This is a genomic window from Sphingomonas sp. DBB INV C78 (assembly GCF_042693015.1).
Classification (GTDB): Bacteria; Pseudomonadota; Alphaproteobacteria; order Sphingomonadales; family Sphingomonadaceae; genus Sphingomonas_E.
Genome location: NZ_CP170544.1, coordinates 2,076,392 through 2,099,844, shown reverse-complemented (window position 1 = coordinate 2,099,844; position 23,453 = coordinate 2,076,392). Strand labels below are relative to the sequence as shown.

General features: G+C 64.8%; 24 protein-coding genes. 14 read left to right on the top strand and 10 right to left on the bottom strand.

The window, feature by feature from the left end:
* Window positions 1–23 precede the first annotated feature (23 nt).
* Window positions 24–932 (bottom strand): SurA N-terminal domain-containing protein, encoded by a 909-nt coding sequence (locus ACFB49_RS10045; RefSeq protein ID WP_380879026.1) that lies wholly within the window; start codon window positions 930–932, stop codon window positions 24–26.
* A gap of 123 nt (window positions 933–1,055) precedes the next feature.
* Here ACFB49_RS10045 and ACFB49_RS10040 point away from each other — a divergent pair, with 123 nt between their 5' ends.
* Window positions 1,056–1,307 (top strand): XrtV sorting system accessory protein, encoded by a 252-nt coding sequence (locus tag ACFB49_RS10040; protein WP_380879024.1) that lies wholly within the window; start codon window positions 1,056–1,058, stop codon window positions 1,305–1,307.
* Window positions 1,308–1,361: 54 nt separating this feature from the next.
* On the opposite strand, the gene epsI is transcribed toward ACFB49_RS10040, so the two are convergent.
* Both epsI and xrtV read right to left on the bottom strand, forming a co-directional pair.
* Window positions 1,362–2,087, bottom strand: coding sequence for an exosortase-associated protein EpsI, V-type (gene epsI / locus ACFB49_RS10035; RefSeq protein ID WP_380879022.1), 726 nt, complete (start codon window positions 2,085–2,087; stop codon window positions 1,362–1,364).
* Window positions 2,084–3,064 carry an exosortase V gene (gene xrtV / locus ACFB49_RS10030; RefSeq protein WP_380879020.1) on the bottom strand — a complete coding sequence of 327 codons (981 nt, stop codon included), beginning with the start codon at window positions 3,062–3,064 and terminating at the stop codon, window positions 2,084–2,086. The genes epsI and xrtV overlap by 4 nt, the downstream gene beginning before the upstream one ends.
* 389 nt (window positions 3,065–3,453) lie before the next feature.
* Here xrtV and ACFB49_RS10025 point away from each other — a divergent pair, with 389 nt between their 5' ends.
* Window positions 3,454–3,939, top strand: coding sequence for a hypothetical protein (locus ACFB49_RS10025; protein ID WP_380879018.1), 486 nt, complete (start codon window positions 3,454–3,456; stop codon window positions 3,937–3,939).
* On the opposite strand, the gene ACFB49_RS10020 is transcribed toward ACFB49_RS10025, so the two are convergent.
* A complete protein-coding gene (locus ACFB49_RS10020; protein ID WP_380879016.1) occupies window positions 3,919–4,452 on the bottom strand; it encodes a CAP domain-containing protein in 534 nt (177 codons plus the stop codon). The two genes, ACFB49_RS10025 and ACFB49_RS10020, sit on opposite strands and share 21 nt — an antisense overlap.
* A gap of 210 nt (window positions 4,453–4,662) precedes the next feature.
* Here ACFB49_RS10020 and ACFB49_RS10015 point away from each other — a divergent pair, with 210 nt between their 5' ends.
* Both ACFB49_RS10015 and ACFB49_RS10010 read left to right on the top strand, forming a co-directional pair.
* Window positions 4,663–5,409: a metallophosphoesterase family protein gene (locus tag ACFB49_RS10015; RefSeq protein WP_380879014.1), complete on the top strand. Its 747-nt coding sequence runs from the start codon at window positions 4,663–4,665 to the stop codon at window positions 5,407–5,409.
* Between the two features lie 137 nt (window positions 5,410–5,546).
* A complete protein-coding gene (locus ACFB49_RS10010) occupies window positions 5,547–6,326 on the top strand; it encodes a metallophosphoesterase family protein (protein WP_380879012.1) in 780 nt (259 codons plus the stop codon).
* Window positions 6,327–6,356: 30 nt separating this feature from the next.
* Here ACFB49_RS10010 and ACFB49_RS10005 read toward each other — a convergent pair whose 3' ends face one another.
* Both ACFB49_RS10005 and ACFB49_RS10000 read right to left on the bottom strand, forming a co-directional pair.
* Entirely contained in the window at window positions 6,357–7,778 is a 1,422-nt protein-coding gene (locus ACFB49_RS10005) for an amino acid permease (RefSeq protein WP_380879010.1), read from the bottom strand.
* Window positions 7,779–7,833: 55 nt separating this feature from the next.
* Window positions 7,834–9,030: an MFS transporter gene (locus ACFB49_RS10000; protein WP_380879008.1), complete on the bottom strand. Its 1,197-nt coding sequence runs from the start codon at window positions 9,028–9,030 to the stop codon at window positions 7,834–7,836.
* A 250-nt stretch (window positions 9,031–9,280) separates the two neighbouring features.
* Between ACFB49_RS10000 and ACFB49_RS09995 the strand changes: the two genes are divergently transcribed.
* Window positions 9,281–9,751: a GreA/GreB family elongation factor gene (locus ACFB49_RS09995; RefSeq protein WP_380879006.1), complete on the top strand. Its 471-nt coding sequence runs from the start codon at window positions 9,281–9,283 to the stop codon at window positions 9,749–9,751.
* On the opposite strand, the gene ACFB49_RS09990 is transcribed toward ACFB49_RS09995, so the two are convergent.
* The gene (locus ACFB49_RS09990) at window positions 9,735–11,138 is read right to left on the bottom strand and encodes an alanine/glycine:cation symporter family protein (protein ID WP_380879004.1); all 1,404 of its coding nucleotides are present in this window, start codon (window positions 11,136–11,138) and stop codon (window positions 9,735–9,737) included. The two genes, ACFB49_RS09995 and ACFB49_RS09990, sit on opposite strands and share 17 nt — an antisense overlap.
* Window positions 11,139–11,223: 85 nt before the next feature.
* Between ACFB49_RS09990 and glmM the strand changes: the two genes are divergently transcribed.
* The 7 genes from glmM to folP all read left to right on the top strand — a co-directional run bounded on the left by glmM (window position 11,224) and on the right by folP (window position 18,263).
* Window positions 11,224–12,558, top strand: a complete 1,335-nt coding sequence (gene glmM, locus ACFB49_RS09985; protein ID WP_380879002.1) for a phosphoglucosamine mutase — start codon at window positions 11,224–11,226, stop codon at window positions 12,556–12,558.
* Entirely contained in the window at window positions 12,555–13,388 is an 834-nt protein-coding gene (thiD, locus tag ACFB49_RS09980) for a bifunctional hydroxymethylpyrimidine kinase/phosphomethylpyrimidine kinase (protein WP_380879000.1), read from the top strand. The genes glmM and thiD overlap by 4 nt, the downstream gene beginning before the upstream one ends.
* Window positions 13,389–13,400: 12 nt before the next feature.
* Window positions 13,401–14,006: a ribonuclease HII gene (locus tag ACFB49_RS09975; protein ID WP_380878998.1), complete on the top strand. Its 606-nt coding sequence runs from the start codon at window positions 13,401–13,403 to the stop codon at window positions 14,004–14,006.
* Between the two features lie 182 nt (window positions 14,007–14,188).
* Window positions 14,189–15,391, top strand: coding sequence for a site-specific DNA-methyltransferase (locus ACFB49_RS09970; protein ID WP_380878996.1), 1,203 nt, complete (start codon window positions 14,189–14,191; stop codon window positions 15,389–15,391).
* Between the two features lie 192 nt (window positions 15,392–15,583).
* Complete coding sequence (locus tag ACFB49_RS09965) at window positions 15,584–15,904, top strand: GIY-YIG nuclease family protein (RefSeq protein ID WP_380879917.1); 321 nt, start codon at window positions 15,584–15,586, stop codon at window positions 15,902–15,904.
* Between the two features lie 234 nt (window positions 15,905–16,138).
* A complete protein-coding gene (locus ACFB49_RS09960) occupies window positions 16,139–16,576 on the top strand; it encodes a hypothetical protein (RefSeq protein ID WP_380878994.1) in 438 nt (145 codons plus the stop codon).
* Between the two features lie 574 nt (window positions 16,577–17,150).
* Window positions 17,151–18,263: a dihydropteroate synthase gene (folP, locus tag ACFB49_RS09955; protein WP_380878992.1), complete on the top strand. Its 1,113-nt coding sequence runs from the start codon at window positions 17,151–17,153 to the stop codon at window positions 18,261–18,263.
* Window positions 18,264–18,265: 2 nt separating this feature from the next.
* On the opposite strand, the gene pyrF is transcribed toward folP, so the two are convergent.
* The 3 genes from pyrF to ACFB49_RS09940 form a co-directional block, all read right to left on the bottom strand.
* Window positions 18,266–18,940, bottom strand: coding sequence for an orotidine-5'-phosphate decarboxylase (gene pyrF / locus ACFB49_RS09950; RefSeq protein WP_380878990.1), 675 nt, complete (start codon window positions 18,938–18,940; stop codon window positions 18,266–18,268).
* Window positions 18,937–19,281 (bottom strand): lipopolysaccharide assembly protein LapA domain-containing protein, encoded by a 345-nt coding sequence (locus tag ACFB49_RS09945; RefSeq protein ID WP_380878988.1) that lies wholly within the window; start codon window positions 19,279–19,281, stop codon window positions 18,937–18,939. Before ACFB49_RS09945 ends, pyrF begins: the two co-directional genes overlap by 4 nt.
* Before the next feature lie 66 nt (window positions 19,282–19,347).
* Window positions 19,348–21,651: a patatin-like protein gene (locus ACFB49_RS09940; protein ID WP_380879915.1), complete on the bottom strand. Its 2,304-nt coding sequence runs from the start codon at window positions 21,649–21,651 to the stop codon at window positions 19,348–19,350.
* 83 nt (window positions 21,652–21,734) lie between these two features.
* On the opposite strand from ACFB49_RS09940, the gene tgt reads away from it, so the two are divergent.
* Together tgt and ACFB49_RS09930 are read left to right on the top strand one after the other, a co-directional pair.
* Window positions 21,735–22,865 (top strand): tRNA guanosine(34) transglycosylase Tgt, encoded by a 1,131-nt coding sequence (gene tgt / locus ACFB49_RS09935; RefSeq protein ID WP_380878986.1) that lies wholly within the window; start codon window positions 21,735–21,737, stop codon window positions 22,863–22,865.
* Window positions 22,862–23,383: a GNAT family N-acetyltransferase gene (locus ACFB49_RS09930; protein ID WP_380878984.1), complete on the top strand. Its 522-nt coding sequence runs from the start codon at window positions 22,862–22,864 to the stop codon at window positions 23,381–23,383. Before tgt ends, ACFB49_RS09930 begins: the two co-directional genes overlap by 4 nt.
* Window positions 23,384–23,453: the final 70 nt, after the last annotated feature.

The window sequence follows — 23,453 nt, the reverse complement described above, 5'->3', positions numbered from 1 at the left end:
GAACCGGCATCCGCCTCGTTGCCTCAGTTGGTGGGCGCGGGGACCGCGGGAGCATCCGGAACCGGCGCGGCGGGCGCGCCCGGTGCTGCCGCCGCCGGCGTACCGGCCTTCGCGGGCGCTTCATAACCAGCCTGATATTCGATCTTCGCGGCGTCGCGGACCTGTTTCAGCGTGTTGGTGTTCACCTGGGCCAGGTCGCGCTGGCGGATGGCCTGCGTCGCGGCCGGACGGGCGATCTCGGGCGGCGTCGGATTAGCGCGCTGACCGGTGATGACGCTGGCATACAGCTTGCCCTGATTCGGCAGGATGAAAGGCTCACCGGCCGGAAGCGCAAGGATCTGCTTCAGCAGGGCCGGCGGAACCGACGCGGAATCGATCGCCGAGTTGCCGCGAGCATATTTGATGCCGAGCGAATCGAGTGACTGCGCGACCGCGGCGAGCGTCTTGTCCTTCTCCAGCGCCTTCAGCCGTTCCGGGTTGGGCGGCACGTCGAACTGGAGTTGTTCGAGCGTGTAGACCGTGCGCTGCGTGAACATCTGCGGATTGTCGGCAATGAATTTGTCGATCGCGGCGGCGTCCGGAATCTTGACGCCTGCGGCGGCCTTCTTGCCGAGCATGGTGACAAGCAGGCTCTCATCGAGGCGGCGCTGCTGGGTCAGGTAATCGGGATCCTTGTCGATGCCCTGCTCCCTGGCGCGCTGAACCAGCAGCTTGCGGTCGATGACGCGCTGAAGGACCTCCTTCATCAACTGCTTCTTGTCCACCGAATCCGGCACCTGCTGGCCAGCCAGTTCGGCGTTCAATTCCTGAAGCGAGACTTCCTCGCCGTTCACGACGGCGACAACTTGCCCCTCTGCTTTTTTGTCGCATGCCCCCAGCGTCAACATCATAACCGCCGCAGCGCTTGCGAGGATCATCTGTTTGGTTTTCACTTCATTCTCCTATGCGCCATCGATCCGTCACATCAGCCTGGTCATAAACCATAGTCGTCCAGCCGAATTTTGCTGGACTGTAGCGATCTATACAGGCATTCCTTCAACAAAAGGGGAAGCTTTTTGGAAACTGTCTTCGACTGGGTCACGGTTGCCATTTTTGCGGGCCTGATCGTGCTTTTCATGCAGCGGTCGACCGGCGATGAGCCGCCGCAGGATTCGATCTGGCAATATCTGGGGCCGTCGGTGGGCTGCGCCGTCGCGAACTATCTCGGCAATGAAGGCTACCAGCTGGCCGCCATTGCGGTGATCGCCGCGACCTTGGGCTATATCCTCTTTGTCCTCCGCCCTTTCAATTTCTGGCCAAAATCCTGATCGCGAGGATCCTGGTTCGTTGCTGGCCAAACGGTAGCGGATATCCGGCCTCGATCAGCGACCGATCAGGATCTGGCGCGTCTTTGCGGGGACGCTGCGGATCAATTCCCGGGTGAACTCGTCGAAGATCGGTGTCAGCGAAGTGTTGCCATTGGCGATGGCAGACATGCGCACCAGTACGCCGTCGGGGATGTACCCCTTCAGATTCTCGTCGATCACGGCGCGCCGCTGGCTGAGCCAGCCGGTCGGGAAACTCGGCCCGATGCGGGTCCAGTAGATGAGCTGCTCGGTCCGCGACAGTCCTTCCGCGACGATGAAGCGCGTCGGCAGCGCAAAATCGGGTCCGACGGGAATATCGTGGTTGGCCGCTTCGGTAAGGGTATAGCCGCTTGCCGGATAGCAGACCTCGGGCCGATGGACCTGCAACATGCCGTCCTGGCGCCCGCTATAGGCGATCAGCAGCATGACGCCGGTGCCGTCAGGCGCTGAATAGACCCGCGTTACCAACTGGTCGTAGATGCGTTCGCTGAGCTGGTCGCGTGGCGGCAGCACCAGTCCCGACGTCGTCTCATAGGTCCAGCGGCCGATCTTGTTCGGGATCAGCGTGTCGAGCTTCGTCTTGCCGAGCACGGGCGGAATGGGCTTTGGCTGCCGGGTATAGGCCAGGCCAGCCGTGGCCAGCATCACGCCGCCGATCATCATGTTGCGCCGCGAAAGCCGGGGCGACGGCTCCGGTTCGCCAACCGTCGTCAGATCGATGCCATTGGCTACGTCGTTCATTGCGCGGGTGCACTCTGTTCAAGCCGGCGGCGCAGGGGCGATGCGATCGCATCGACCGCAAAGATGCCCAGCACCGAAATCGCGAACATCGTCACGCCGGCGAAATTGTGGATGAAGCCCTGCGCCATCGCCTCGCCGAAATGGTAGGTGATCAGGACGAGGATCAGCACACGGACGAAGTTGGCAAGGATCGCGACTGGCACGATCGCCAGCATCAGCAATGCGGCATAGCGCCAGTTCGCGTTGTGGCGGATGTAGATATAGAACAGGCCGATCGCCGACAGGCTGATCAACGAGTTCAGCCCAGCGCACGCTGCCGCGACCAGCATCTGATACTGGCCGATCTGGATCGTCACGCCCGAACCCGCGATCGGATAGCCGACGATATAGAGCAGATCGATCGCTGCCCGCGAAATCCAGATTTTCAGCGGCTGTGTGACCATCGCGACCGCCGTATCCGGCGGCGGAAAGACGAACAGAAGATAGAGCAGCGGAAACCACAGCAGCCGCATCACCGCACCGCCGGCCGCCATGTAGAGCACGGAGAGCAGCGCGCCATACATCGCGAACCCTTCGATCTCGACGATGTTGGTGATCCGGGCGAAGGCGTAGACGAGCAGGGCGGGCACCAGCAGCGCCACACCGATCAGCGTGGAGCCGGGCCGGGCGATCTCAAGTGCCTTGCGCCATTGCCGCATGACCAGCCAGATTCCGGTCGCGAGCACGATCGGGCCGTGAGCGCCCTGTTCGGTGGACCAACTGTCGCGGGCGACCGACGCCATGGTCGGCAGCGCGAGCGTCGCCATGCCGATCCACAGCAGCCAATCCCGGCGAATCGCGGCCGCTAGCCACGTCCAGAAGGACGAGGGCGCGACTCGCGGCTTGGCGCTGGCTTCGGCGATGTCGATGTGCGCGTTCAGGCGGTGATCCTCCGATATGTGGTATCCATCAAAAGCCGGAAGCCGTCTAGCCGACATTGATGAACGCTTCGACAAGATGCGTCCGGTCCGTTGTACCTTCGCTCTACATGATCGGGATATGTAAAAAAATCCGACGGTGGGGTCTGTGGGCGACTTTTCACTTCATGAAATCGCCTGCAATTGCGTCACTTTGTGATACGCCTGCGGGGCCGCATGGTAATCGTGCAACATATTGTTGCCACTTCGCGCCCGCTCCAAGTGAATCGAGGTTAACGTCGGTTTCACACTTTGGCTTTTATCAGAATCCGTTGTAGGGGAACCTGACGCACGGGCGTATGCGTGCGTTTACGAGGGGTGGCAAAGTGCTTCAATCGATGGTGGCTTCGAAAGCCGCAAAGCTCATGGCAGCTTGCGTGTGCCCGGTCGTCGGCTCCGCAGCTCTCACATTGTCCGTTCCGCAGGTGCGTGAAGCGGTCCACAAGGCAACGGCTCCGCGCCAATATGCCAAACCGAAGACGCGCGTGCGCAAGCCCGCGGCTGAGGTGGCGGCTGCGGCGATCGCTCCGTGCCCCACGGCCGTGCCGGTGATCCTGTCGGCGCTCGAACTGCCGGCCGAAGCCGATTCGGTGCTGCCCCCGATCGAGGTGGCCTCACTGAATCCGGGGACCGTACTCGGCCCGCCGCGGACGACGCCCTTCAACCCGGTTCGCCCGGGTGGCGGTGGCGTTCCCAATCCCAACATCGGGACGGAGCCGACCACGCCGTTGCTGCCGGATGCGACGACCTGGGTCCAGATGATCCTGGGCTTCGGTCTGATCGGTGGTGCGGTGCGGGTCAGCCAGGCGCGTCAGCGCCGCCGCGTGCTCGCCAAGGCGGAAGTGACCGTCAGCTTCTCGGGCATCCGCCCGGAATCAGAACGGCCGTTCACCTAAGACATTACCGCCCTCGCTGTAGCGGCAAACCAGGAAGTCGTCGGCTCGGCCGCGCACAACCGCGCAGCCGACGTCGGTGGAACTGCGCCACATCACCTGCGTGTAGTGGGCGACATCCTCAAGCCGGTTGGTCTGGCTGTTGTTGGGGAAGACGCCGGCCCGGAAGTTCTTTTTTTCGGCGACCCACAGCCCGACCATATTTTCGAGGCTATAATAGCCCTTAGTGCCCGCCCAGAGATTTTCGCCCTGGGGATCGGGATCATTGGGGTTGTCGGGGTAATGCACGAGATAGCCAACGCGGGTCAGATGTTGCCCCCAGGCCGCGGCGTCGCGTGCCAGCCCTTCGTTCCAGGCGAGCGGCGGAATACCCAGCAGCGCGCGCTCCCGATTATGGGCGGCAAGCAGGCGCGCGTCGGCATTGGCCGACAGGTCGATCGAGCCCTGAAGCAGCGGGCTCGCCGCCGCTAGGGCGAGCAGCGCCAGCTTCCGCATCTTTCCCGACAGTCGCGACATCCGTTCCTTCCCGGAATTGGTTCCGGGGTGCAGCATGTCTCGGGAATGATTGGCCTCTGGTTGGCGGAACTGGTGAACGCGGCGTTCAACATCTTTGCTGTATTTTGCTGTTAACCATGTTCATGCTACGCGATCCGCGGACGTACCGGTCGTGGCGGCGTTGCGGGTGCGTTGATTGCGACTGGGGGACGGCGCCCGTTGATACAAGCTTTGGCCAGCAACCTGCTTCCCTGGACCCGCCGGGCAGCTCCTGCGATTCCAGCAGGGCAGCGTGTCTGCGCCATCGGCGACGTCCACGGCTGTCTCGACATGCTCGGCCATCTGCTCGAGCGGATCGAGGCCGATCTTTCGGCCCGCGGCGATTGCGCGACCCAGATCATCGTCCTTGGCGATTTTATCGATCGCGGCGCGGACAGCGCATCGGTGGTCGATCTGCTGCGCGCCTTCGACGAAGATACCCACATCACCGTACTGATGGGCAATCATGAGGCGATTGCGGTGGACGCGCTACGCGGCCAGCCGGGCGCGATGCGGCAATGGCTGGCGATGGGCGGGCGCGCCGCGCTCGAAAGCTGGGGCGTGTCCTCATCGCTCCTCGATCAGGGTTCGACGGAGGAGATCGAGGCCGCGGCCAGCCGATGCGTGCCGGCAGAAGTGATCAATTGGCTGGAGGCGCTGCCGCACTACACCATCGTCGGCGACTATCTGTTCGTGCATGCCGGCATTCGGCCGGGGACGGTGATCGAGGATCAGGACCCGCGCGATCTGCTGTGGATCCGCGACGATTTCCTGGACAGCCGCGCCGATCATGGGCGTGTGGTGGTCCATGGCCACAGCGCGTGCGAGGAGGTGCAGAAGCGCCGCAACCGGATCGGCATCGACACCGGCGCCTACTGGACCGGCCGGCTGACCGCGCTTTGCCTTGAAGGCACGGACCATTGGCTGATCTCGACCTGACCGGTGCTTTGTGTGGCCGCGCCGCAGCAATTGATACCTAAGCCGCAGGAAAGCGTTGGTCCTCACGCCATAATGGACTAATCTGGCGCACGGCTCCGGGGGGCTGCATTTGCGGCTGGAGCCGACGGGTTGGGGTAATGAATTTCTTTTCGTTCCGATCGCGCAAGGCGCGTGAGCAGCTGTCGCAGAAGCCGCCCGAGGGCGCGGTGGACAGCCGTTGCTATGCGATCGGGGACGTGCATGGCTGCTTCGATCAGCTCGTGTCGCTGCTCGGCCAGATCGGTCAGGACAATCTCCGGCGCGGCGCCGTCGACAAGATCTATATCGTGCTGCTCGGCGATCTCATCGACCGCGGACCCGATTCACGCAAGGTGCTGGAACTGCTTCGTTCCCAACCGCTGCCTGGCGTGACCTTCGTCTTCCTGCTGGGCAACCATGAGGAACTGTTCCTCCGCATCCTCGAGGGCGAGGACGAGTTGATTTCTGGCTGGCTGCAGTTCGGTGGCGTGGAATGCGCGCGCAGCTATGGCGTCGATGTCGATGCGCTGCTCGGGGCCGAGGACGAGCAGGAGATGGCCGCGATGCTCCGTGATCGCGTGCCGGCCGAACATATCGCCTTCCTGAAAAGCTTCGGCGACGGTTTCCGCTTTGGCGACTATCTGTTCGTCCATGCCGGCATCCGCCCGGGCGTGCCGATCGCGGAACAGGATATTGCCGACATGCGGTGGATCCGCCGCGAATTCCTCAATTCGCAGGCCGATCATGGCGTCGTCGTGGTCCATGGCCACACGATCAGTCAGGAGCCAGACGATCGCGGCAACCGCATCGGCATCGATACCGGCGCTTACGCAAGCGGCCGGTTGACGGCGATCGGTATCGAAGCGGAGGACCGCTGGTTCCTGACCGCGGAAGGGTAGGGCGGGGCCAAAACCCCGCCCATTATCGGTTCAGTTCTTCGCCGTCTCCCGCTGGCCCACCAGGCTGCGCGGCCGGCCGTAGAGGAAATAGACCACCAGCCCGAAGCCGTTCCAGACGAAGAACCAGATCTGCGTCTTGATCGGCAGGTTCAGGAACAGATAGAGGCAGCCGAGGATCGCGCCCGCGCCGACCAGCCACACCGCCGGCGTGCGGAAGGGGCGCTCGATATTCGGGGCGCGGCGGCGCATCACCAGCATGCAGACGGCGACCGCGATGAACGCAATGAGCGTGCCCGAATTGGCCAGCGCAGCGATCTCGTCCAGCGGCACGAAGCCGGCGATCACCGCCACGAAGGCGGCAGTAATCAGCGTGATCCGCACCGGCGTGCCGCGCTTCGAAAGCTGGGCCAGCCGCGGCGGCAGGAAGCCGTCGCGCGCCATCACCAGGAAGATGCGGCTCTGCCCGAACAGGAAGGCCAGCAGCACCGTGGGCAGCGCGATCACGGCGGCGGCGGCGACGATCGTGGCGACTTGGCCCTGGCCGATTTCGCGCAGGATCAGCGCCAGCGGCTCGGGGCTGTCGGCGAAGCGCGTGAAGGGCAATGCCCCCACGGCAGCCGCCGCGACCAGCATGTAGATCAGCGTGCAGATCAGCATCGATCCGACGATGCCGATCGGCAGGTCGCGCGACGGATTCTTGGTTTCCTCCGCCGCGGTGGAAATGGCGTCGAAGCCGTAGAAGGCGAAGAAGATGATCGCCGCCGCCGCCATCACGCCGCGTTCCACGCCGTCGGCGTTCATCGACTTGGCAAAGCCGAACGGGCTGAACGGCTCCAGATTGGCCGTGTCGAAATAGGGGAGGGCGACGGCCACGAACAAGGCCAGCGTCGCGATCTTCACCAGCACCAGGATGGCGTTCAGCGTCGCACTTTCGCGCGTGCCGACCATCAGCAACCCGGCGACCACGGCGATGATGAAGACCGCCGGCAGGTTGACGATGCCACCCAGCTCCGGCCCTTGCATCAGCGCCATCGGGAAACCGGTCGATGCATGGAGCAGCGGCGCCGCATAGCCGGACCAGCCGACCGCGACTGTGGAAACGACGAGCGAATATTCGAGGATCAGGCTCCAGCCGACCACCCAGGCGATCAGCTCGCCCAGCACCGTATAGCTGTAGGAATAGGCGCTTCCCGCCGCCGGCAGCATCGTCGCCATTTCGGCATAGGCAAGCGCGGCACAGGCACAGATGGCACCGGCGATCGCGAAGGAGAGCAGCACGGCGGGGCCCGCCCGGTCCGCGCCGACGCCGATCAGCGTCAATATGCCCGTGCCGACGATCGCGCCGACGCCCAAAGCCACCAGATGTGGCCAGGACAGGCTTGGCGCCAGGCGCTCGGCGATTGGACGATTGGCCGCGTCTTCCAATGGCTTACGACGGTCGAATAACCCCATATTGCTCCCCGTTTTCATCTTGTTACGCGGACCCTGTGCCGCGCCGGGGGCGAGGTCAAGCCATGACGCGCGATGTATGCTTTGAGGACAACAATGCCGTCAGCATAGCGGCGGCCATCAGGGCGAGGCCGAAGCTCAGGAACATCCCCGAAAGGCCAAGCGCAAGCCGCAGCGGATCGAGCGCGAGCGGATTGACGAACTGGCCGAGGAAGATCGCGCTATACATCAGGCCCAGCGCATGCGCGTGGCGATGCGGCGGCGTGCGTTCGATCACCATCGCCGTCACCTGCGGCGTCGCCAGGCCGCTGCCGATGCCGCCCACCAGCAGCGCCGCGACAAGCTGATAGGTGGATGTGGCCGCCGCCATCCCCGCAAGGCCGCCGCCGATCATCAACAGCATCACCACCTTGATCCAGCGCTCGCCCAGCCGCGGCCGGATGAAGCCGAAGCCGGCGGCGCTGATGGCGGAGGTGGCCGCGAATACCGAAATCAGCATGCCTTGCGTCGTCGCACTGGTTACGCCGCGCTCCGCCAGCAGGAAGGGGCCATGGATACCCGGCGTGAAGAAGCCGATCGCCATTACCAGCATCAGCAGATAGACCGGCGCGAGTTGTCGCCAGGGAAACGCTTCCTCAACGGCATCGGCCGGACGTCCCACCGATTGGCCGATCTGCGGCCGGATGGCGTACCAGGCGGCGATGAAGGCAGGAATGCCCGCGAGATAGAGAATGAAGGGCGCGCGCCATCCCTCGGCATCGACCATGGCCCCGCCCAGACTGAGCCCAAGGATCGAGCAACCTCCGCCCAGCGCGCTCGAAAAGCCGATCAGCCTGTCTCGCACACGGGCTTCGAACAGGCCGGCCAGCGCCATGGTGATCGTGCCGATGAACGCGCCGGCGACGCCGATGGCAACACGGCTGGCGAGCAGCGCGGGCATCGAATTCGCGATCAGTCCCGCCGCGCCGGCAAGCACGAAGAGGCCGAGCGCGAACAGCATGCAGGTTCGATAGCCGAAACGCTGGGCGATCAGCCCGACGAACAGCGAGGTGATGGCGATGGAAAGCGCCGGCGTGGACATGACCAATTTGGCGGCGAGTTCGCCTTCCGCCCCTCCGCCGAAATGGAGCGCCATCGCCGGCAGCGCCGGGCTCACCGCCATCGGGATCAACGAGTTCAGCCCCGCGCCGCTCGCCGACAGGATCTGGATCGTGATCAGGCGCCCGCGTGTCATCGCCGCATCGTCGATCCGCATGCTGTTTCCCCGTCGTGTCCGTTTCGGGGAAGCTGCCATCAGGGCACGCGGCCGCCTATTGGCGATGCTGGCGCGTTTCGGACATAGCGATGAATTATGGTCCTCCATTGCGGAAATGGAGGCTTCGTCGCATTTGCGACGAATGGTGGCAGGGGTGGAACTTCTGTGCCGCGGCGAACGCTATGCCGGCATAGCGGGATGCCTCCACTCATTGTCGCGTCACGCAGGATTACCAAGAGGACAGGTTGAAATGAGCGTCGCGTTTCGGCGGGATTCGGATGAAGAACATAAGGAACCCCGGCCAGAGCTGCCTATCCCGGTTGGCCCCAATCTCGTAACCGCACGCGGCCTTGCGCTGATCGAGGCGGAAGTCGCGAAGCGCGAGGCTGCGATCGCCGCTGGTGGCGATGAGGAGACTCTCGCGCCGATCAAGCGGGAGCTCCGATACTGGCATGTCCGCCGCGCGACCGCGCAGGTGACGCTGCCGCATGACGATGGCGAAGTCGCCTTCGGTTCGCGCGTCACCTTCCGTCAGGCCGGCGCCGATCGCGTGATCGATATTGTCGGCGACGACGAGGCAGAACCGACGGCGGGGCGGATCAGCTTCACTGCCCCGCTTGCCCGCGCGCTGATCGGCGCGGGCAAGGGCGACAAGGTGGACTTCGCCGGAAAAACGGAAGCGCTGAAGATACTCTCGGTCGCGCCTATCCCGGAAGCGTGACGGGCTCGTTGGTCGGCGCGCGCATCCGCTGGATATAACCGCGGATCTCGCGCCGCACCTCGGGCGCGAACAGGTAAAGCGCCACGACGTTGGGCGCCGCCATCAGGAAGAAGGCGCTGTCGACCAGGTTGATGACGCGGCTGATATCCAGCACCGCGCCGATCGGCAGCGCCACGCAATAAAGCACGCGATAGGTGATCGTGGCCGCGCGCGACGGGCCGAACAGATAGGCCCAGGCCTGCCCGCCATAATATCCCCACGCGATCAGCGTTGCATAAGCGAACAGCACCACCGCGACGGCGAGGACATAAGGAAACCAGGAGAAGACGCCAGCGAAGGCGGCCGATGCCATCGCGATGTCCTTGAACCCGTCGTCCCACACGCCCGAAACGACGATCATGAGCGCGGTCAGCGAGCACATGATGACGGTGTCGAACAGCGGTTCGAGCAGCGCGACCATGCCTTCCGATGCGGGTTCCTTGGTTCGCGCAGCCGAGTGCGCCATCACCGCCGAACCGACGCCCGCCTCGCAGGAATAGACCGCGCGGCGCATGCCGACGACGAACGCGCCCACCGCGCCGCCCGCGACCGCCTGGCCGGTGAAGGCGTCGGAGATGATCGTGGCGAAAGCGGCCGGAATGTCCGTCCAGTGGTAAAGGACCACGGCAAGGGCCGCCGCCATGTAGAGCACGCTCATGCCGGGGACGAGCAGCACCGTCACCTTGCCCAGCCAGCGCGCGCCTCCGACGACGACCAGCGACACCGCGATTGCCATGCCGATGCCATAAGCGAGCGAAAAATCCGCGCCCGCCACCGCGCTCACCTGCGCATAGCTCTGATTCACCTGGACGAGCGGGATCGCGCCGCCCAGTGCGAATACCGCGTAGAAGCCGCCGAGGACGAGGCCGATCTTCGGCCAGCCGCGCGCCTTCAGGCCGTTCTTCAGCACATACATCGGCCCGCCGCGCAGCACGCCGCGCCGGTCGACCTCGCGATATTTGAGGCCCAGCGTCACTTCCGCCGCCTTCAGCGCCATCGCGAAGATGCCGATCACGAACTGCCAGAAGGCCGCGCCCGGCCCGCCGATCGCGATCGCGATCGCGACGCCGGCGATATTGCCGAGGCCGAGCGTCCCCGAAAGCGCGGTCGAAAGCGCCGCGAACTGGCTCATTTCGCCGGGATGGTCGGGATCGGCGAAATGGCCGCGCATCGCTTTCCAGCCCAGCTTGATGCCGGTGATCTGCGGCACGCCCAGCCAGAATGTGAACAGCAGCATCGGGATCGCCAGCCACAGCACGATCGCTTCGATCTGGGTGCCGAAAAACGGGATCTTCCAGAAGACGATCGCGGCCAGCGCGTCTATCCAGTGGGAAAGGGTGTCGATCAAGGCTCGCTCCGGCCGGGTGTTGGCTTTATCCTGTCGCCTCAATAGACGAACGCAATCCACGGCACAGGCAGGATCGACGCAGGGCATGGCAAGGAAATATTTCGGTACGGACGGGATTCGCGGGCGCACCAACGAGGCGCCGATGACCGCGGAGATCGCGATGCGCGTCGGTCAGGCGGCCGGCGCCCACTTCGTCCGCGGCGATCATCGCCACCGCGTCGTGATCGGCAAGGACACCCGTCTGTCCGGTTATATGATGGAATCCGCGCTGGTTGCGGGTTTCACCAGCGTCGGCATGGATGTCGTCCTGGTCGGGCCGATGCCGACGCCGGCGGTGGCTTTGCTCACCCGTTCGATGCGCGCCGATATCGGCGTGATGATCTCCGCCAGCCACAATCCATTCGCGGACAATGGCATCAAGCTGTTCGGCCCCGACGGCTATAAGCTGTCGGACGCGGACGAGGCGGCGATCGAGGCGCTGCTGGAAGCCCAGCCGGTGCTGGTGCCGTCCGACGAGATCGGCCGTGCCCGCCGCGTGGAGGATGCGCGCGGCCGCTACATCCACGCCGCCAAGTCGACCTTCCCCGACCGACTGAAGCTGGATGGTCTGCGGATCGTCGTCGATTGCGCCAATGGCGCGGCCTATCAGGTGGCGCCGGCCGCCCTGTGGGAACTGGGCGCGGAAGTGATTTCGCTCGGCGTGTCGCCCGACGGCATCAACATCAACGCCAAATGTGGATCGACCGACCCGGCGGCTTTGGTCGCCAAGGTGGTCGAGACCCGCGCGGATATCGGCATCGCGCTGGATGGCGACGCCGACCGTCTGATCGTGGTCGACGACAGGGGCAACGTGATCGATGGCGACCAGTTGATGGCGTTGATTGGCGCCTCCTGGGCGCGCCAGGGGCTGCTGCGCGGTGGCGGCGTGGTCGCGACGGTGATGTCCAATCTCGGCCTCGAGCGCCATCTGGACGGTCACGGCCTCAAGCTGCACCGCACCGCGGTGGGCGACCGCCATGTGCTGGAAGCGATGCGCGCGCATGGCTTCAATGTCGGCGGCGAGCAATCGGGCCATATCATCCTGTCCGATCACGCGACGACCGGGGATGGCCTCGTGGCGGCCCTCCAGGTGCTGGCCGAACTCGTCCAATCGGGCCGGCCCGCGCACGAACTGCTTCGCCAGTTCGATCCGCTGCCCCAACTGCTCAAGAATGTCCGCTTCAAGGGCGGCGCGCCACTGGAGCAGGAGAGTGTCAAGAAAGCCATCGCCCATGCCGAAACGCGGCTCGCGTCCGCCGGCCGGCTCGTCATCCGCAAGTCCGGCACCGAGCCGCTGATCCGCGTGATGGCAGAGGGCGAGGACGAGGCGCTGGTGGCCGAAGTCGTCGACAGCATCTGCGAGGCGGTGAAGGCGGCGTGACCATTCCCCGCGTCCTCATCATTGCCGGTTCCGATTCGGGCGGTGGCGCCGGCATCCAGGCCGACATCCGCACGGTGACCATGCTCGGCGGCCATCCGATGACCGCGATCGCTGCGATCACCGCGCAGAACACGCTGGGCGTCACCGCCGTCCATGCCGTGCCTGCCGAGATGGTGATCGCCCAGATCGACGCGGTGGCGGAGGATATCGGCGTGGATGCCGTCAAGATCGGCATGATCGGATCGGCCGAAACCGCCAATGCCGTGGCGACGCGGCTGGAGGCGATGGGCGAGGTGCCGATCGTCTTCGATCCGGTGATGGTGGCGTCGAGCGGATCGGTGCTGGCCGATGCCGATACCGTCGCCGCCTTCGCGCGGCTGATGAAGATCGCCACGGTCGCCACCCCCAACGCGCCTGAGCTTGCCGCGCTGACCGGCCTGCCCGTCACCAATATGGACGAGGCGTTTGTGGCGGCGACCCGCCTGTTCGAGACGCATGGCTGCGCCGTGCTCGCCAAGGGCGGGCATCTGCCCCCGGTCGAGCGCAACGGCCGCGCGATGATGGGCGATCTCCTCGTCCACGAAGGCGCCGTCGTCGAATATTGGAACGATCGTATCGAGACGCGCAGCAGCCACGGCACCGGCTGCACGCTGGCGAGCGGCATCGCCACGGGCCTTGCGACCGGCCTCGCGCTCCAGCTCTCGGTCGATCGCGCGCGGGATTATCTGCGCGCGGCTCTCCTCGCCGCGCCGGGCCTGGGGGCGGGACATGGACCGATGGGCCACGCGCTTGGCGGCGTGCCCTTCGATGCGATGTCCGGGCTAGCCTGAATGGCGACGAAGATGCGGACTGGCCCTAGCTTCGATCTCGAACTCGCCCATCCCGGCCCGGTGATCGGGGTGGACGAAGCGGGGCGGGGGCCTCTGGCCGGCCCGGTGGTCGCCGCCGCGGTGATCCTCGATCGCACCCGCGTGCCCACTGGCATCGACGATTCGAAGAAGCTCAACGAAAAAGCACGCACGCGCCTCTGCGATGAGATCCGCGCGGTCGCCGTGGTCGGCGTCGGCATCGCCACCGTGGAGGAGATCGACGAGATCAACATCCTCTGGGCCTCGATGCTCGCCATGGAGCGTGCGGTTGCGGCGCTCGGCGTCCCACCGGGCATGGTGCTAGTGGACGGCAACCGCTGTCCGCGCTGGGCACATCCGTCCCAAGCCGTGATCGGCGGCGACGCGCTGTGCCTGTCGATCGCGGCGGCTTCGATCATTGCCAAGCAGGCGCGCGACGCGATGATGCTTGATTATGACCGCCATCATCCCGGCTATGGCTGGGCATCGAACAAGGGCTATGGATCGCGCCAGCATCTCGACGCGCTGGTCAAATTGGGGCCGACGCCGCTCCATCGCCGCAGCTTTGCGCCGGTTGCACAACAATTTTTGCCGCTGTGAGTCCTGAAAGGCACACCACTATCCCTTGAGTCCGTGGTTAATGGCGGACTCAACATAAGGTGGCAGACTCCTTTCGTTCCGCCGTGATAAGATGCCGTCCGAGCATCCGGCTCCAACCCGCTGATCTTGACCGCGGAGTCCGGCTGACTCATCCCTGTGGCAACGGAACAGGGGAATTATCGATGGTGGTTGTGCAACGCGTTCAGCGCAGGGGGACGGCTGCGGCCTCGGCGACGCGGCCGAAGCTGACGATGCTGCCGTTCGAAACGATCATCCAGGGCGATTGCATCCAGGCGATGAAGGGCCTGCCCGATCGCTCGATCGACATGATTTTCGCCGATCCGCCCTATAATCTGCAGCTTGGCGGCGATCTCCATCGGCCCGACGGCAGCCAGGTCGATGCGGTCGACGATGATTGGGACAAGTTCGACAGCTATGCGGCCTATGACGCCTTCACCAAGGCGTGGCTGCACGAAGCGCGCCGGGTGTTGAAGGACGACGGCACGATCTGGGTGATTGGTAGCTATCACAACATCTTCCGCGTCGGTGCTGCGCTTCAGGATGAAGGCTTCTGGATCCTCAACGATATCGTCTGGCGCAAGGCGAACCCGATGCCCAATTTCAAGGGCACGCGTTTCACCAACGCACACGAAACGATGATCTGGTGCTCGAAGAGCGAGAAGGCGCGCTACACCTTCAACTATCGGACGATGAAGGCGCTCAACGACGACCTGCAGATGCGGTCCGATTGGTCGCTGCCGATCTGTTCGGGCGGCGAGCGGCTGAAGGACGATGACGGCCACAAGGCCCACCCGACGCAGAAGCCCGAAGCTCTGCTCTATCGCGTGATGCTCGCCTGCACCGAACCCGGCGACATCGTCCTCGACCCCTTCTTTGGTACGGGCACCACCGGCGCCGTCGCCCGCCGCCTCAAGCGCCGCTGGATCGGCATCGAGCGCGAGACCAAATATGTGAAGGTCGCCCGCCAGCGCATCGATTCCACGCTGCCGCTCGATGAAAGCGCGATGGTGATGATGCCCGAAAAGAAGGGCCAGCCGCGCGTCGCCTTCGGCCTGCTCGTCGAACTCGGCCTGATCGCACCGGGCACGCACGTCACCGACACCAAGCGCCGCTGGAAGGCCGAGGTGAAGGCGGATGGCACGCTCGCATTGGTCGACGGCGCGGGCGCAGGCTCGATCCACAAGCTGGGCGCGACGGTGCAAGGCGCGCCCTCCTGCAACGGTTGGAGCTTCTGGCATTATGAAGAGGAAGGCCGCCTCGTCGAGATCGACGTGCTGAGGCAGCGGCACCTGGCCAAGACGGGGGGGGTAGGGGCGGGCCCGGCGGCGATCTCGGCCAAATTCAATTCTCGGGCGGCGAGATGAGCGCCGGAATACCTGAAAAGGTCGTGGACGCGGTTATCGCGGCTCCCGAATCCGATGGCAGCTTTTCGCCACCATCTGTCGGAAAGCTGCCTGTCGGGACACGCGGACTTAGCGGACGCCGTCGACGATACGAACTCCCCTCGTCACCCCGGACGTGTTCCGGGGTCCACCGTGCGGCACTCATTGATGTCGATGATCGAGCGACAGCCTTGCGTCTACATCCTCGCCAGCGCCTTTAACGGAACGCTGTATGTCGGCGTAACCTCCGATCTCCTTCGCCGTGTCGCCCAGCATCGTGAAGGCATGTTTGACGGCTTCACCAAGCGATATGGCATCAAATGCCTGGTCTATTGGGAGGCGGCAGGCACGATGGAGGCTGCGATTCTGCGCGAGAAGCAGATCAAGCGCTGGCGGCGGGACTGGAAACGGAGCCTGATCGAACGGGACAATCCCTCATGGAATGATCTGGCTGTAGCGTTCGGGTTGGAACCTCTGGCCGCGTCGCCCGCGTAACGGTGGACCCCGGAACAAGTCCGGGGTGACGAAGAGCGGATATCCGCTCCCCCGACATAGCGGACGATCGCTAGACGGCTGAAAGTGCCCATTGCTGACGGTCGGGAATCAGGCGCGCCCAACCGGCCATTCTAGTTCCGCTATCGTCGGGGTAAGCGGACTCGTCAGCCCGTCTAGCGGTTTTAGATGAAACGCGGCGTTGCGCGAGCAAGGGCAGCGTGCCAGCGTCGCGGGATGAAAAAGCTGGCGCTCACTGTCGTTCTGATCCTGATCGCGTCGTGCAACAAATCAGTTCCTATTCAACCCAATTGCGCGGTGCCTCCACGGGGTTTTCTCAACTGGAATGATACGCACTTCTGGGATGGACGGGGTATTCCAATCACATTGCCCGCATTTAACACGATCAAGGTCGAACGCTCAGGCAGCCTGACGTGGAACGGGGCGGATATCGAATCACTGTATGGTGGCGAACCAGCGTTGATGACCTTCCTCGATGCTGTGGCAAAGATGCACCCTCAACCATTCACCACACTCGACTTCGAGGCTGGGGCACCGTGCGCGTCCATCGAAAGGGTGCGCGCGCTAATGAACAAACATTTGAAATGCGAGGAATCGGAGACTTGCCTTCAAGGCAGAGCCCCTTATCGATCCGCGGATAAGATCGCGCCCTAAGTCTCGGCATCAAATTCAAGAACGGCCGATCAACGGATGAATATACGTCTGCTTTGTCGGCGTGTCCCGACAGTCAGATTTTCATCGAGCATGGGGCTTTATCCGCCGTATCGCCCGTGCAGACGGGAGAGCGGAGTTTTCCCATGCAAACCGGGATCGTCTTTCGGCCGTGATCATCACGCAAGTCTTGCTCCGGCGGCGTCGCCCGCCTGATCCATCTATCGGCACTTTGATCCGGGTATCTGCGGCGCCTCCAAAATCCTTTCCTACTCAGCGCCTTTCATGTTCTACACTGTCGGATGCTTCACCCGTCCGATCTGCCGGCCGACGCGCCTCCCCCGATTCCTCGCTGGAGCGTCGATGAGGCGTCGGCGTCGCTAATGCGGCGCGTGCATGGCGCGCACCTGTCGCGTCACAGTCGCCCAGATGGGGCGTCACTGTCGCCAAAGCGGCGCTTTGACGACGCGTTTGGGCCTGAACCGCGACAAACTGCACGCAACCCTCAACTTCCTCAACTTCGGGGTCGGCACGATGCCTCTCCCCGCCGCCGCAGCAGCAGGGTAAGACGATGGACATGAACCAGATTCCCCCTTCCGCCCGCCTCTATTTCCGCCCGACCGCTTTCGCCGGTGCCCCCTTCGATCGCGACGGGCAGGTGTTGCGGCTGGCAGGCGGGATGCTGTGGTTTGCCGCCTTCGATGTGATCGCGGTCGACGGCGGTCGGCGGGTGGCGGATCGGCTGGTGCCGGTCGAAGCGCTCGAAGCCTTTCTGGACAGCCTCGCCCCGGCGCAGGCCGATGCCGCGCGGATCACAATCGGCCGGATCACCGCGCTGCGCGCGCCGCTCCAACTCGGGCAACGGACGGTGCGGCTCGATCAGCCGCAGGTGATGGCGATCCTCAACATGACGCCGGACAGCTTCTCCGATGGCGGCCGGCATGTCGATGATGCGGCGGCGGCCGCAGATGTCGGCATGGCGATGGCGGCGGAGGGCGCGGCGATCATCGATGTCGGTGGCGAATCCACCCGGCCGGGTGCGGCAACGGTGTGGGAAGGCGACGAGATCGCCCGCACTGTGCCCGTCATCGAGCGGCTGGCGCGGGGTGGTGCGGCCGTGTCGATAGACACCCGCAAGGCCGGGGTGATGGAAGCCGCGCTCGCCGCCGGCGCGCATATCGTCAACGATGTGTCGGCGCTCCTGTGGGATGATCGCTCGGCCGCCGTGGTCGCTGCCGCCGGATGTCCGGTCGTGCTGATGCACCATCAGGGCGATCCCCAGACGATGCAGAATGATCCGCGCTACGGTGACCCGCTGATCGAGGTCTATGACTGGCTGGAGGATCGGATCGCGGCGGCGGAAGCGGCGGGCATCGCGCGGGATCGGATCATCGTCGATCCCGGCATCGGCTTCGGCAAGACCGTGCGGCACAATCTCGCCATCCTGAACGGCCTCGCGATGTTCCACGGCCTCGGCTGCGCACTGCTGCTGGGCGCGAGCCGCAAGCGGCTGATCGGCGCGCTCGCCGGGGAGGCGCCAGCGGATCGCCGCCTCGGTGGCTCGATCGCGCTGGCGCTCGCTGGCGCAAATGCCGGCGCGCAGATCCTGCGCGTCCACGATGCGTTCGAAACGGTGCAGGCGTTGAAGATATGGCGTGGCATGCGCGACGAGGCGTTGAGTCCCGTCTGACGTTAAAGCGTCGCCTCGATCGCGCGGGCGGCGCGGTCCGGATCATTGGCCTGTGTGATCGGGCGACCGATCACGAGAACGGAAGCGCCGGCATCGAGCGCCGCACGCGGTGTCATCACCCGCTTCTGGTCGCCGGCATCACCGTCGGCCGGGCGGACGCCGGGGACGACGAAGAAGCCTTCGGGCCAGATCTTCTTGGCCGCGGCGACTTCGTTGCCCGAACAAACGATGCCGTCGATGCCGGCATCGCGGGCGAGTTCAGCAAGCCGCACCACCTGCGCGTGGGGATCGGGATCGAGGCCGATGGACTTGAGATCAGTACCGTCGAGGCTGGTGAGCATCGTCACCGCGACGACCTTGGTGCCGAGGGGGGCCGCGGCCTTCGCGTCCTCCATCATCGCCCGGCCGCCGGCGGCGTGGATGGTCAGGATCGCCGGGTCGAGCGGCCGCAGCGCTTGCACGGCCTTGGCGACGGTGTTCGGGATGTCGTGCAGCTTGAGGTCGAGGAAGATCGGCAGGTCGAGCGCCGCCATCTCCTTCACGCCCGCGCGGCCGTTGGCGCAGAAGAACTCCAGCCCCAGCTTGATCCCGCCGACATGGTTGCGGACCCGCTGGGCAAGCGCCTTGGCCTTGTCGAGGTCAGGCGTGTCGAGAGCGACGTAGATCGGACGGGTCATGATACTGCCGGTGGTACGGGGACGGTGGAAGGGGCGGGAACGACGTTGATGACGCTGGAGGAGCCCGTCGCAGGCGTGGGCGCGGGCTCATATCCCCGCGCTTCGGCCAAAGCGCGCTCGGCGCTGTCGATGCGGCGGCGCAGCGTCCATCGTGTCGTCCGGTGGAGAATCCAGGGCGGCAGCAGGCCCACCAGGAACGCACCGAAAATCAGCACCGGCAGCTTCACGTCCGCCTGGAGCCCGCCCCACAGATTGATCGTCACCGTGTTCCAGTTCCGTGTCGCGAAGATCACCGCGATGACCGCGATCACTACCCAGAACAGGGTTCGGAGGAATTGCATCGCCCGCTTCTCCTTGTTGCCACCTTGTAGGCCGAAAAGCCGGCCTTTGGCAAAGGGGCCAGTGGCCTAACCGACCTCTCGTTCAAGTTGGTCGAACAAGGGCTGGATGGCATCGAGCCGCGGGCGTTCCTGTGCCAGGATCGCCCGGAAAGCCTGCTTTTTCAGTGTCGCAACGGTTCCGGGCGGCAGCGTCACGCCGACAGGGAGCGTAGAAACGACGATGTCGATCACCCGCTCGGCGCCGTGGAGGCGGCCCCACAGATAATCATTCTCCCGATAGGCGCGGCTGAAGAAGGCGCCGAAGCTGTTGAACTGGATGCCCTTCAACGTCGCTTCCGCCCCGCCGGCGCGAATGGCGGAACAGTCGTCCGGGGCGATGCGGTCGACCAGCACGGGATTGAACTCGTCCGTCCCCTCGGAGTGGAGCAGCGGCAGCGTGGCGATGTCGTAAAACGGGAAGCCCAGATAGGTGAGGAGCACATCGCGGCGTTCGGCCTTGGGCAGGTCGGTCAGTGCGGTGGCGAGCAGATCGTCCGCCCGATCATCGACGAGGCGGAGATCGCGCGCAGCGGCAATCGCGGCCATGGCGGCGGCGGGCTGCTGCGCCGCATTTCCGGCCGCGGTAATGGGGTCGGGACCGAAGAAATCGTCCATCTGGCGATCAAGATAGAGCGCCAACGCGGAATAAGCGGCGTCGCGTGCCGTTTGGATCGAGGGAAGGGGTTCGGAGGCGGCTTCCTCGATCTCGCTGATACGGCGGATCAGCGCGCGCAGCCGGCGGATGCGAAAACCGAGATCATGGTCACGGAAAAAGGCGACGGCCGTCTCGCTTGCACCATTGGCGGAAAGCGCCCCTGGTTCGGTGAGCCCCATCTTGCGGATCTCGGCCCAGATTGCTCCCCGGATTTCGCTATTAGCTATCCGGTCTGCGCTGGCGAGTGTGGCGATCTGGTCGATCATATCCTCGACCACGCCCGACAGTTTCAGATGGCCGTAGGCAGCATAGGCATAACCGGCCTGGCGAGCCGCGGCGTCCTGCGCCTTGGCCCGCCATGCGGTGAGCCGCGCGGGTGTCGGATTATCGAGGAAGAAGGTGCGGCCGAACAGGGTGTCGATCGCACCTTCGACTTCCGGGCGAATGGCATCGACGATCTTCCGCATCCGGCGGATGCGGCGCGACCGCGCCTCGATCGCATCGAGATTGTCGCCGATCGGCTGCTCGCGGGGAATATCCGAAAGCGCGCCGAAGATGGTGGCGAAGAAGCCGGGCAGTTCCGCCTTCGCGCCGCTCAGACGGAATGCATCGATGTTCGGTTTGGGATCGATATAGACCATGCGGCGATCGACCTCGCGACGGGCCGGGCGATCCTTGAGCGCCTGGGTTGCCGCACCGAACGGCGCGTTGGCGAGAACCGCGCCGTCGATCAGCACCGTGTCCTCCGCCGTTCCGATCGCGGCCTGTCGCGGAAGCGTGCGTGCTAGAAACGCTGAGCGCGTCGGCCATTCGCGCTTCCGGCCGGCCAGCGCGCGATCCAGTTCGCTAACCGTGAAGGGCGGGAAGGCGCCGGGGAAGCTCGCCGTGGCGCGGGCGGCAAAAGCGAGATCCGGCGTGTCGCCGAGATAGCGGGGCGACAGGCCGTGATCGCTGAAACTGATGACCAGCCTATGCTCGGTCTCGACGATTTCGGGCGGGGAATTGAGCACAAGCCGTTCCGGGTGCCCGTGAAAATCGGTGACGGTGACGAACAGGTCGAGCGGTTGGCCAGGCGGCAGTAGTGGTTCCCCCGCCGGCGATTGGGCCATGGCGTCGAGTGCGTCGAGCAGCAGGTTGGTGAAGCCTTCACCGCCAAAGGGCGGAGCGAACCAGCGGGCGCGGACGAAGCGGGAAAGCTTGGCGCGAACTTCCTCCCGCGTATCCGCATCGACGGTGCGCTCGATCGTGCCGCCGCGCCGGCCCGCCGCCCACCAGGCGAGCGGTGTCGCCCACATCTTGGTCGCGCGGGAAAGCGGGCGGGCGTCGGGATCGATCAATATGTCGACATCGGCCCCCTCCAGCCACAGTTCGGTCAAGGGCTCGAGCGACTGGCCCGATGCGATCGCCTGGCCCAGAAACACGCCATTGATGCCGCCCGCGCTGGCACCGGCGACGATATCGACGAGCACGCGGACCCGGATGCCGGTTTCCCGCTCGATCGTCTCCAGCAAGTCGCGATAGACGGATTCGCTGCCGCCGGCGCAGGGTTCGCCCGAATGAAAGGCCCGGCTGGCGCGGGCCAATCGCCACACTTCCAGCGTGATCCCGTGCATGTAAACGGCCAGGCTGATTCCGCCATAGCAGACCAGCGCCAGCCGGAGTTCCTTCTCCCGCATGAACAGTGGTTTGGCATGGAGAGGGCGCGGATGCAAAGGCCGCACATCTCGACTCCGGGCTGCGCAGACGGCATGGGGCGGCAATGAGCGATCGTCCCCGTTTCGAATTTTCTGTTTCCGCCACCAATGGCGCGGCGCGCGCAGGCACGCTTGCGATGCGCCGCGGCGATATCCGCACGCCCGCCTTCATGCCCGTCGGCACCGCTGCCACCGTGAAGGGCATGAAGCCCGATAATGTCCGCGCAATCGGTGCGGATATCATCCTGGGCAACACCTATCACCTGATGCTGCGCCCCGGTGCGGAGCGAATGGCGCGGCTGGGGGGGCTCCATCAGTTCATGCAATGGGACCGGCCGATCCTGACCGACAGCGGCGGATATCAGGTGATGAGCCTCAGCGATCTCGCCAAGATCACCGAAGAGGGCGTCGCATTCAAATCGCACCTCGATGGATCGCGCCACATGCTGACGCCCGAACGGTCGATGGAGATCCAGCGGCTGCTGGGATCCGACATCGTGATGGCGTTCGATGAATGCACGCCCTTCCCGGCGACGCGCGACCGCGCAGCCTCGTCAATGGAGCGATCGATGCGCTGGGCGCGGCGTTCGCGCGACGGGTTCGATGCGGGGGGTGAGCATGCCGCCAATTCCGCCCTGTTCGGCATCCAGCAGGGATCGATGGATGAGGATCTGCGCCTCAGATCGAGTCAGTCGCTGATCGATATCGGCTTCGACGGCTATGCGGTCGGCGGCCTCGCGGTGGGCGAGGGGCAGGACGAGATGTTCCGCGTGCTCGATTTCGCGGTGGACATGCTGCCCAAGGACCGGCCGCGTTATCTGATGGGGGTGGGCAAGCCCGACGACATCGTCGGCGCGGTCGAGCGCGGCATCGACATGTTCGATTGCGTGCTGCCGACGCGTTCGGGGCGCAACGGCCAAGCCTTTACTTGGGACGGGCCGATCAACATCCGTAACGCGAAGTTCGCTGAGGATCTGGCGCCCATCGACCCGGAATCGCCGATCGCGCCGTGGAGCCGCGCTTACCTCCACCATCTCGTCAAATCGGGCGAGATGCTGGGGGCGATGCTGATGACCGAGCATAATCTGTGGTTCTACCAGCGGCTGATGGCCGAATTGCGGGCAGCGATCGCTGAGGGGCGGTTGAAGGCGTTCGCAGATAGCTTCCGGGCACGGTACAAGGGAGGCAAGGCATGATCCGTCGGGCGGTTGCAGGGGACGCGGAGACCCTGTCCAGGCTCGCGATCGAAACCTTTTTTGAAACCTTCGTCGATGGGTTCGGCATTCCTTATCCGCCGGCCGATCGCGATGCCTATATCGCCGAGAAACTGGCGCCCGGAGTGTTCGCGGAACGGATCGCCGATCCCGCGCATGGCGTGTGGATCGCCGAGCATCACGGGCAGGCAGTGGGCTTCGCCGTCGCCGGGCCGAACGGATTGCCGCACCCGGACGCCGTGGACGGCGATCTCGAGCTCAAACAGCTCTATCTGACGCGCGGTGCTCAGGGGCTGGGGCTGGGCGGCCGGATGTTCGAAACGACGCTCGAATGGATGGAAACGCAGAAGCCCGCCGCGATCTGGATTGGGGTCTGGTCGGGCAACCTGAAGGCGCAGCGGCTTTATCAGGCGCTGGGGTTCGAGCATTTCGGGGAATATCAGTTCCGGGTGGGAAGCTGGCTCGACGACGAGTTCATCCTGCGGCGGAAGAGGCGGTAACCGCACCAACCTTCCTCCGGTTTATGTCGAGCGGTGTTCGAGCGCAGCCGAGAACATAGTCGAGACAGGA

Excerpts from the sequence above, each read along its gene's own strand:
- ACFB49_RS10010 (WP_380879012.1), top strand. The coding sequence starts at position 5,547 with ATGAATTTCTTTTCGTTCCGATCGCGCAAGGCGCGTGAGCAGCTGTCG.
- ACFB49_RS10000 (WP_380879008.1), bottom strand. The coding sequence starts at position 9,030 with ATGCGGATCGACGATGCGGCGATGACACGCGGGCGCCTGATCACGATC.
- ACFB49_RS10020 (WP_380879016.1), bottom strand. The coding sequence starts at position 4,452 with ATGTCGCGACTGTCGGGAAAGATGCGGAAGCTGGCGCTGCTCGCCCTA.
- ACFB49_RS09945 (WP_380878988.1), bottom strand. The coding sequence starts at position 19,281 with ATGCAATTCCTCCGAACCCTGTTCTGGGTAGTGATCGCGGTCATCGCG.
- tgt (WP_380878986.1), top strand. The coding sequence starts at position 21,735 with ATGAGCGATCGTCCCCGTTTCGAATTTTCTGTTTCCGCCACCAATGGC.
- ACFB49_RS09960 (WP_380878994.1), top strand. The coding sequence starts at position 16,139 with ATGAAAAAGCTGGCGCTCACTGTCGTTCTGATCCTGATCGCGTCGTGC.
- ACFB49_RS09965 (WP_380879917.1), top strand. The coding sequence starts at position 15,584 with ATGATCGAGCGACAGCCTTGCGTCTACATCCTCGCCAGCGCCTTTAAC.
- epsI (WP_380879022.1), bottom strand. The coding sequence starts at position 2,087 with ATGAACGACGTAGCCAATGGCATCGATCTGACGACGGTTGGCGAACCG.
- xrtV (WP_380879020.1), bottom strand. The coding sequence starts at position 3,064 with ATGTCGGCTAGACGGCTTCCGGCTTTTGATGGATACCACATATCGGAG.
- ACFB49_RS09975 (WP_380878998.1), top strand. The coding sequence starts at position 13,401 with ATGCGGACTGGCCCTAGCTTCGATCTCGAACTCGCCCATCCCGGCCCG.
- ACFB49_RS09940 (WP_380879915.1), bottom strand. The coding sequence starts at position 21,651 with ATGCGGGAGAAGGAACTCCGGCTGGCGCTGGTCTGCTATGGCGGAATC.
- pyrF (WP_380878990.1), bottom strand. The coding sequence starts at position 18,940 with ATGACCCGTCCGATCTACGTCGCTCTCGACACGCCTGACCTCGACAAG.
- ACFB49_RS09970 (WP_380878996.1), top strand. The coding sequence starts at position 14,189 with ATGGTGGTTGTGCAACGCGTTCAGCGCAGGGGGACGGCTGCGGCCTCG.
- ACFB49_RS09995 (WP_380879006.1), top strand. The coding sequence starts at position 9,281 with ATGAGCGTCGCGTTTCGGCGGGATTCGGATGAAGAACATAAGGAACCC.
- ACFB49_RS09930 (WP_380878984.1), top strand. The coding sequence starts at position 22,862 with ATGATCCGTCGGGCGGTTGCAGGGGACGCGGAGACCCTGTCCAGGCTC.
- ACFB49_RS10005 (WP_380879010.1), bottom strand. The coding sequence starts at position 7,778 with ATGGGGTTATTCGACCGTCGTAAGCCATTGGAAGACGCGGCCAATCGT.
- folP (WP_380878992.1), top strand. The coding sequence starts at position 17,151 with ATGAACCAGATTCCCCCTTCCGCCCGCCTCTATTTCCGCCCGACCGCT.
- glmM (WP_380879002.1), top strand. The coding sequence starts at position 11,224 with ATGGCAAGGAAATATTTCGGTACGGACGGGATTCGCGGGCGCACCAAC.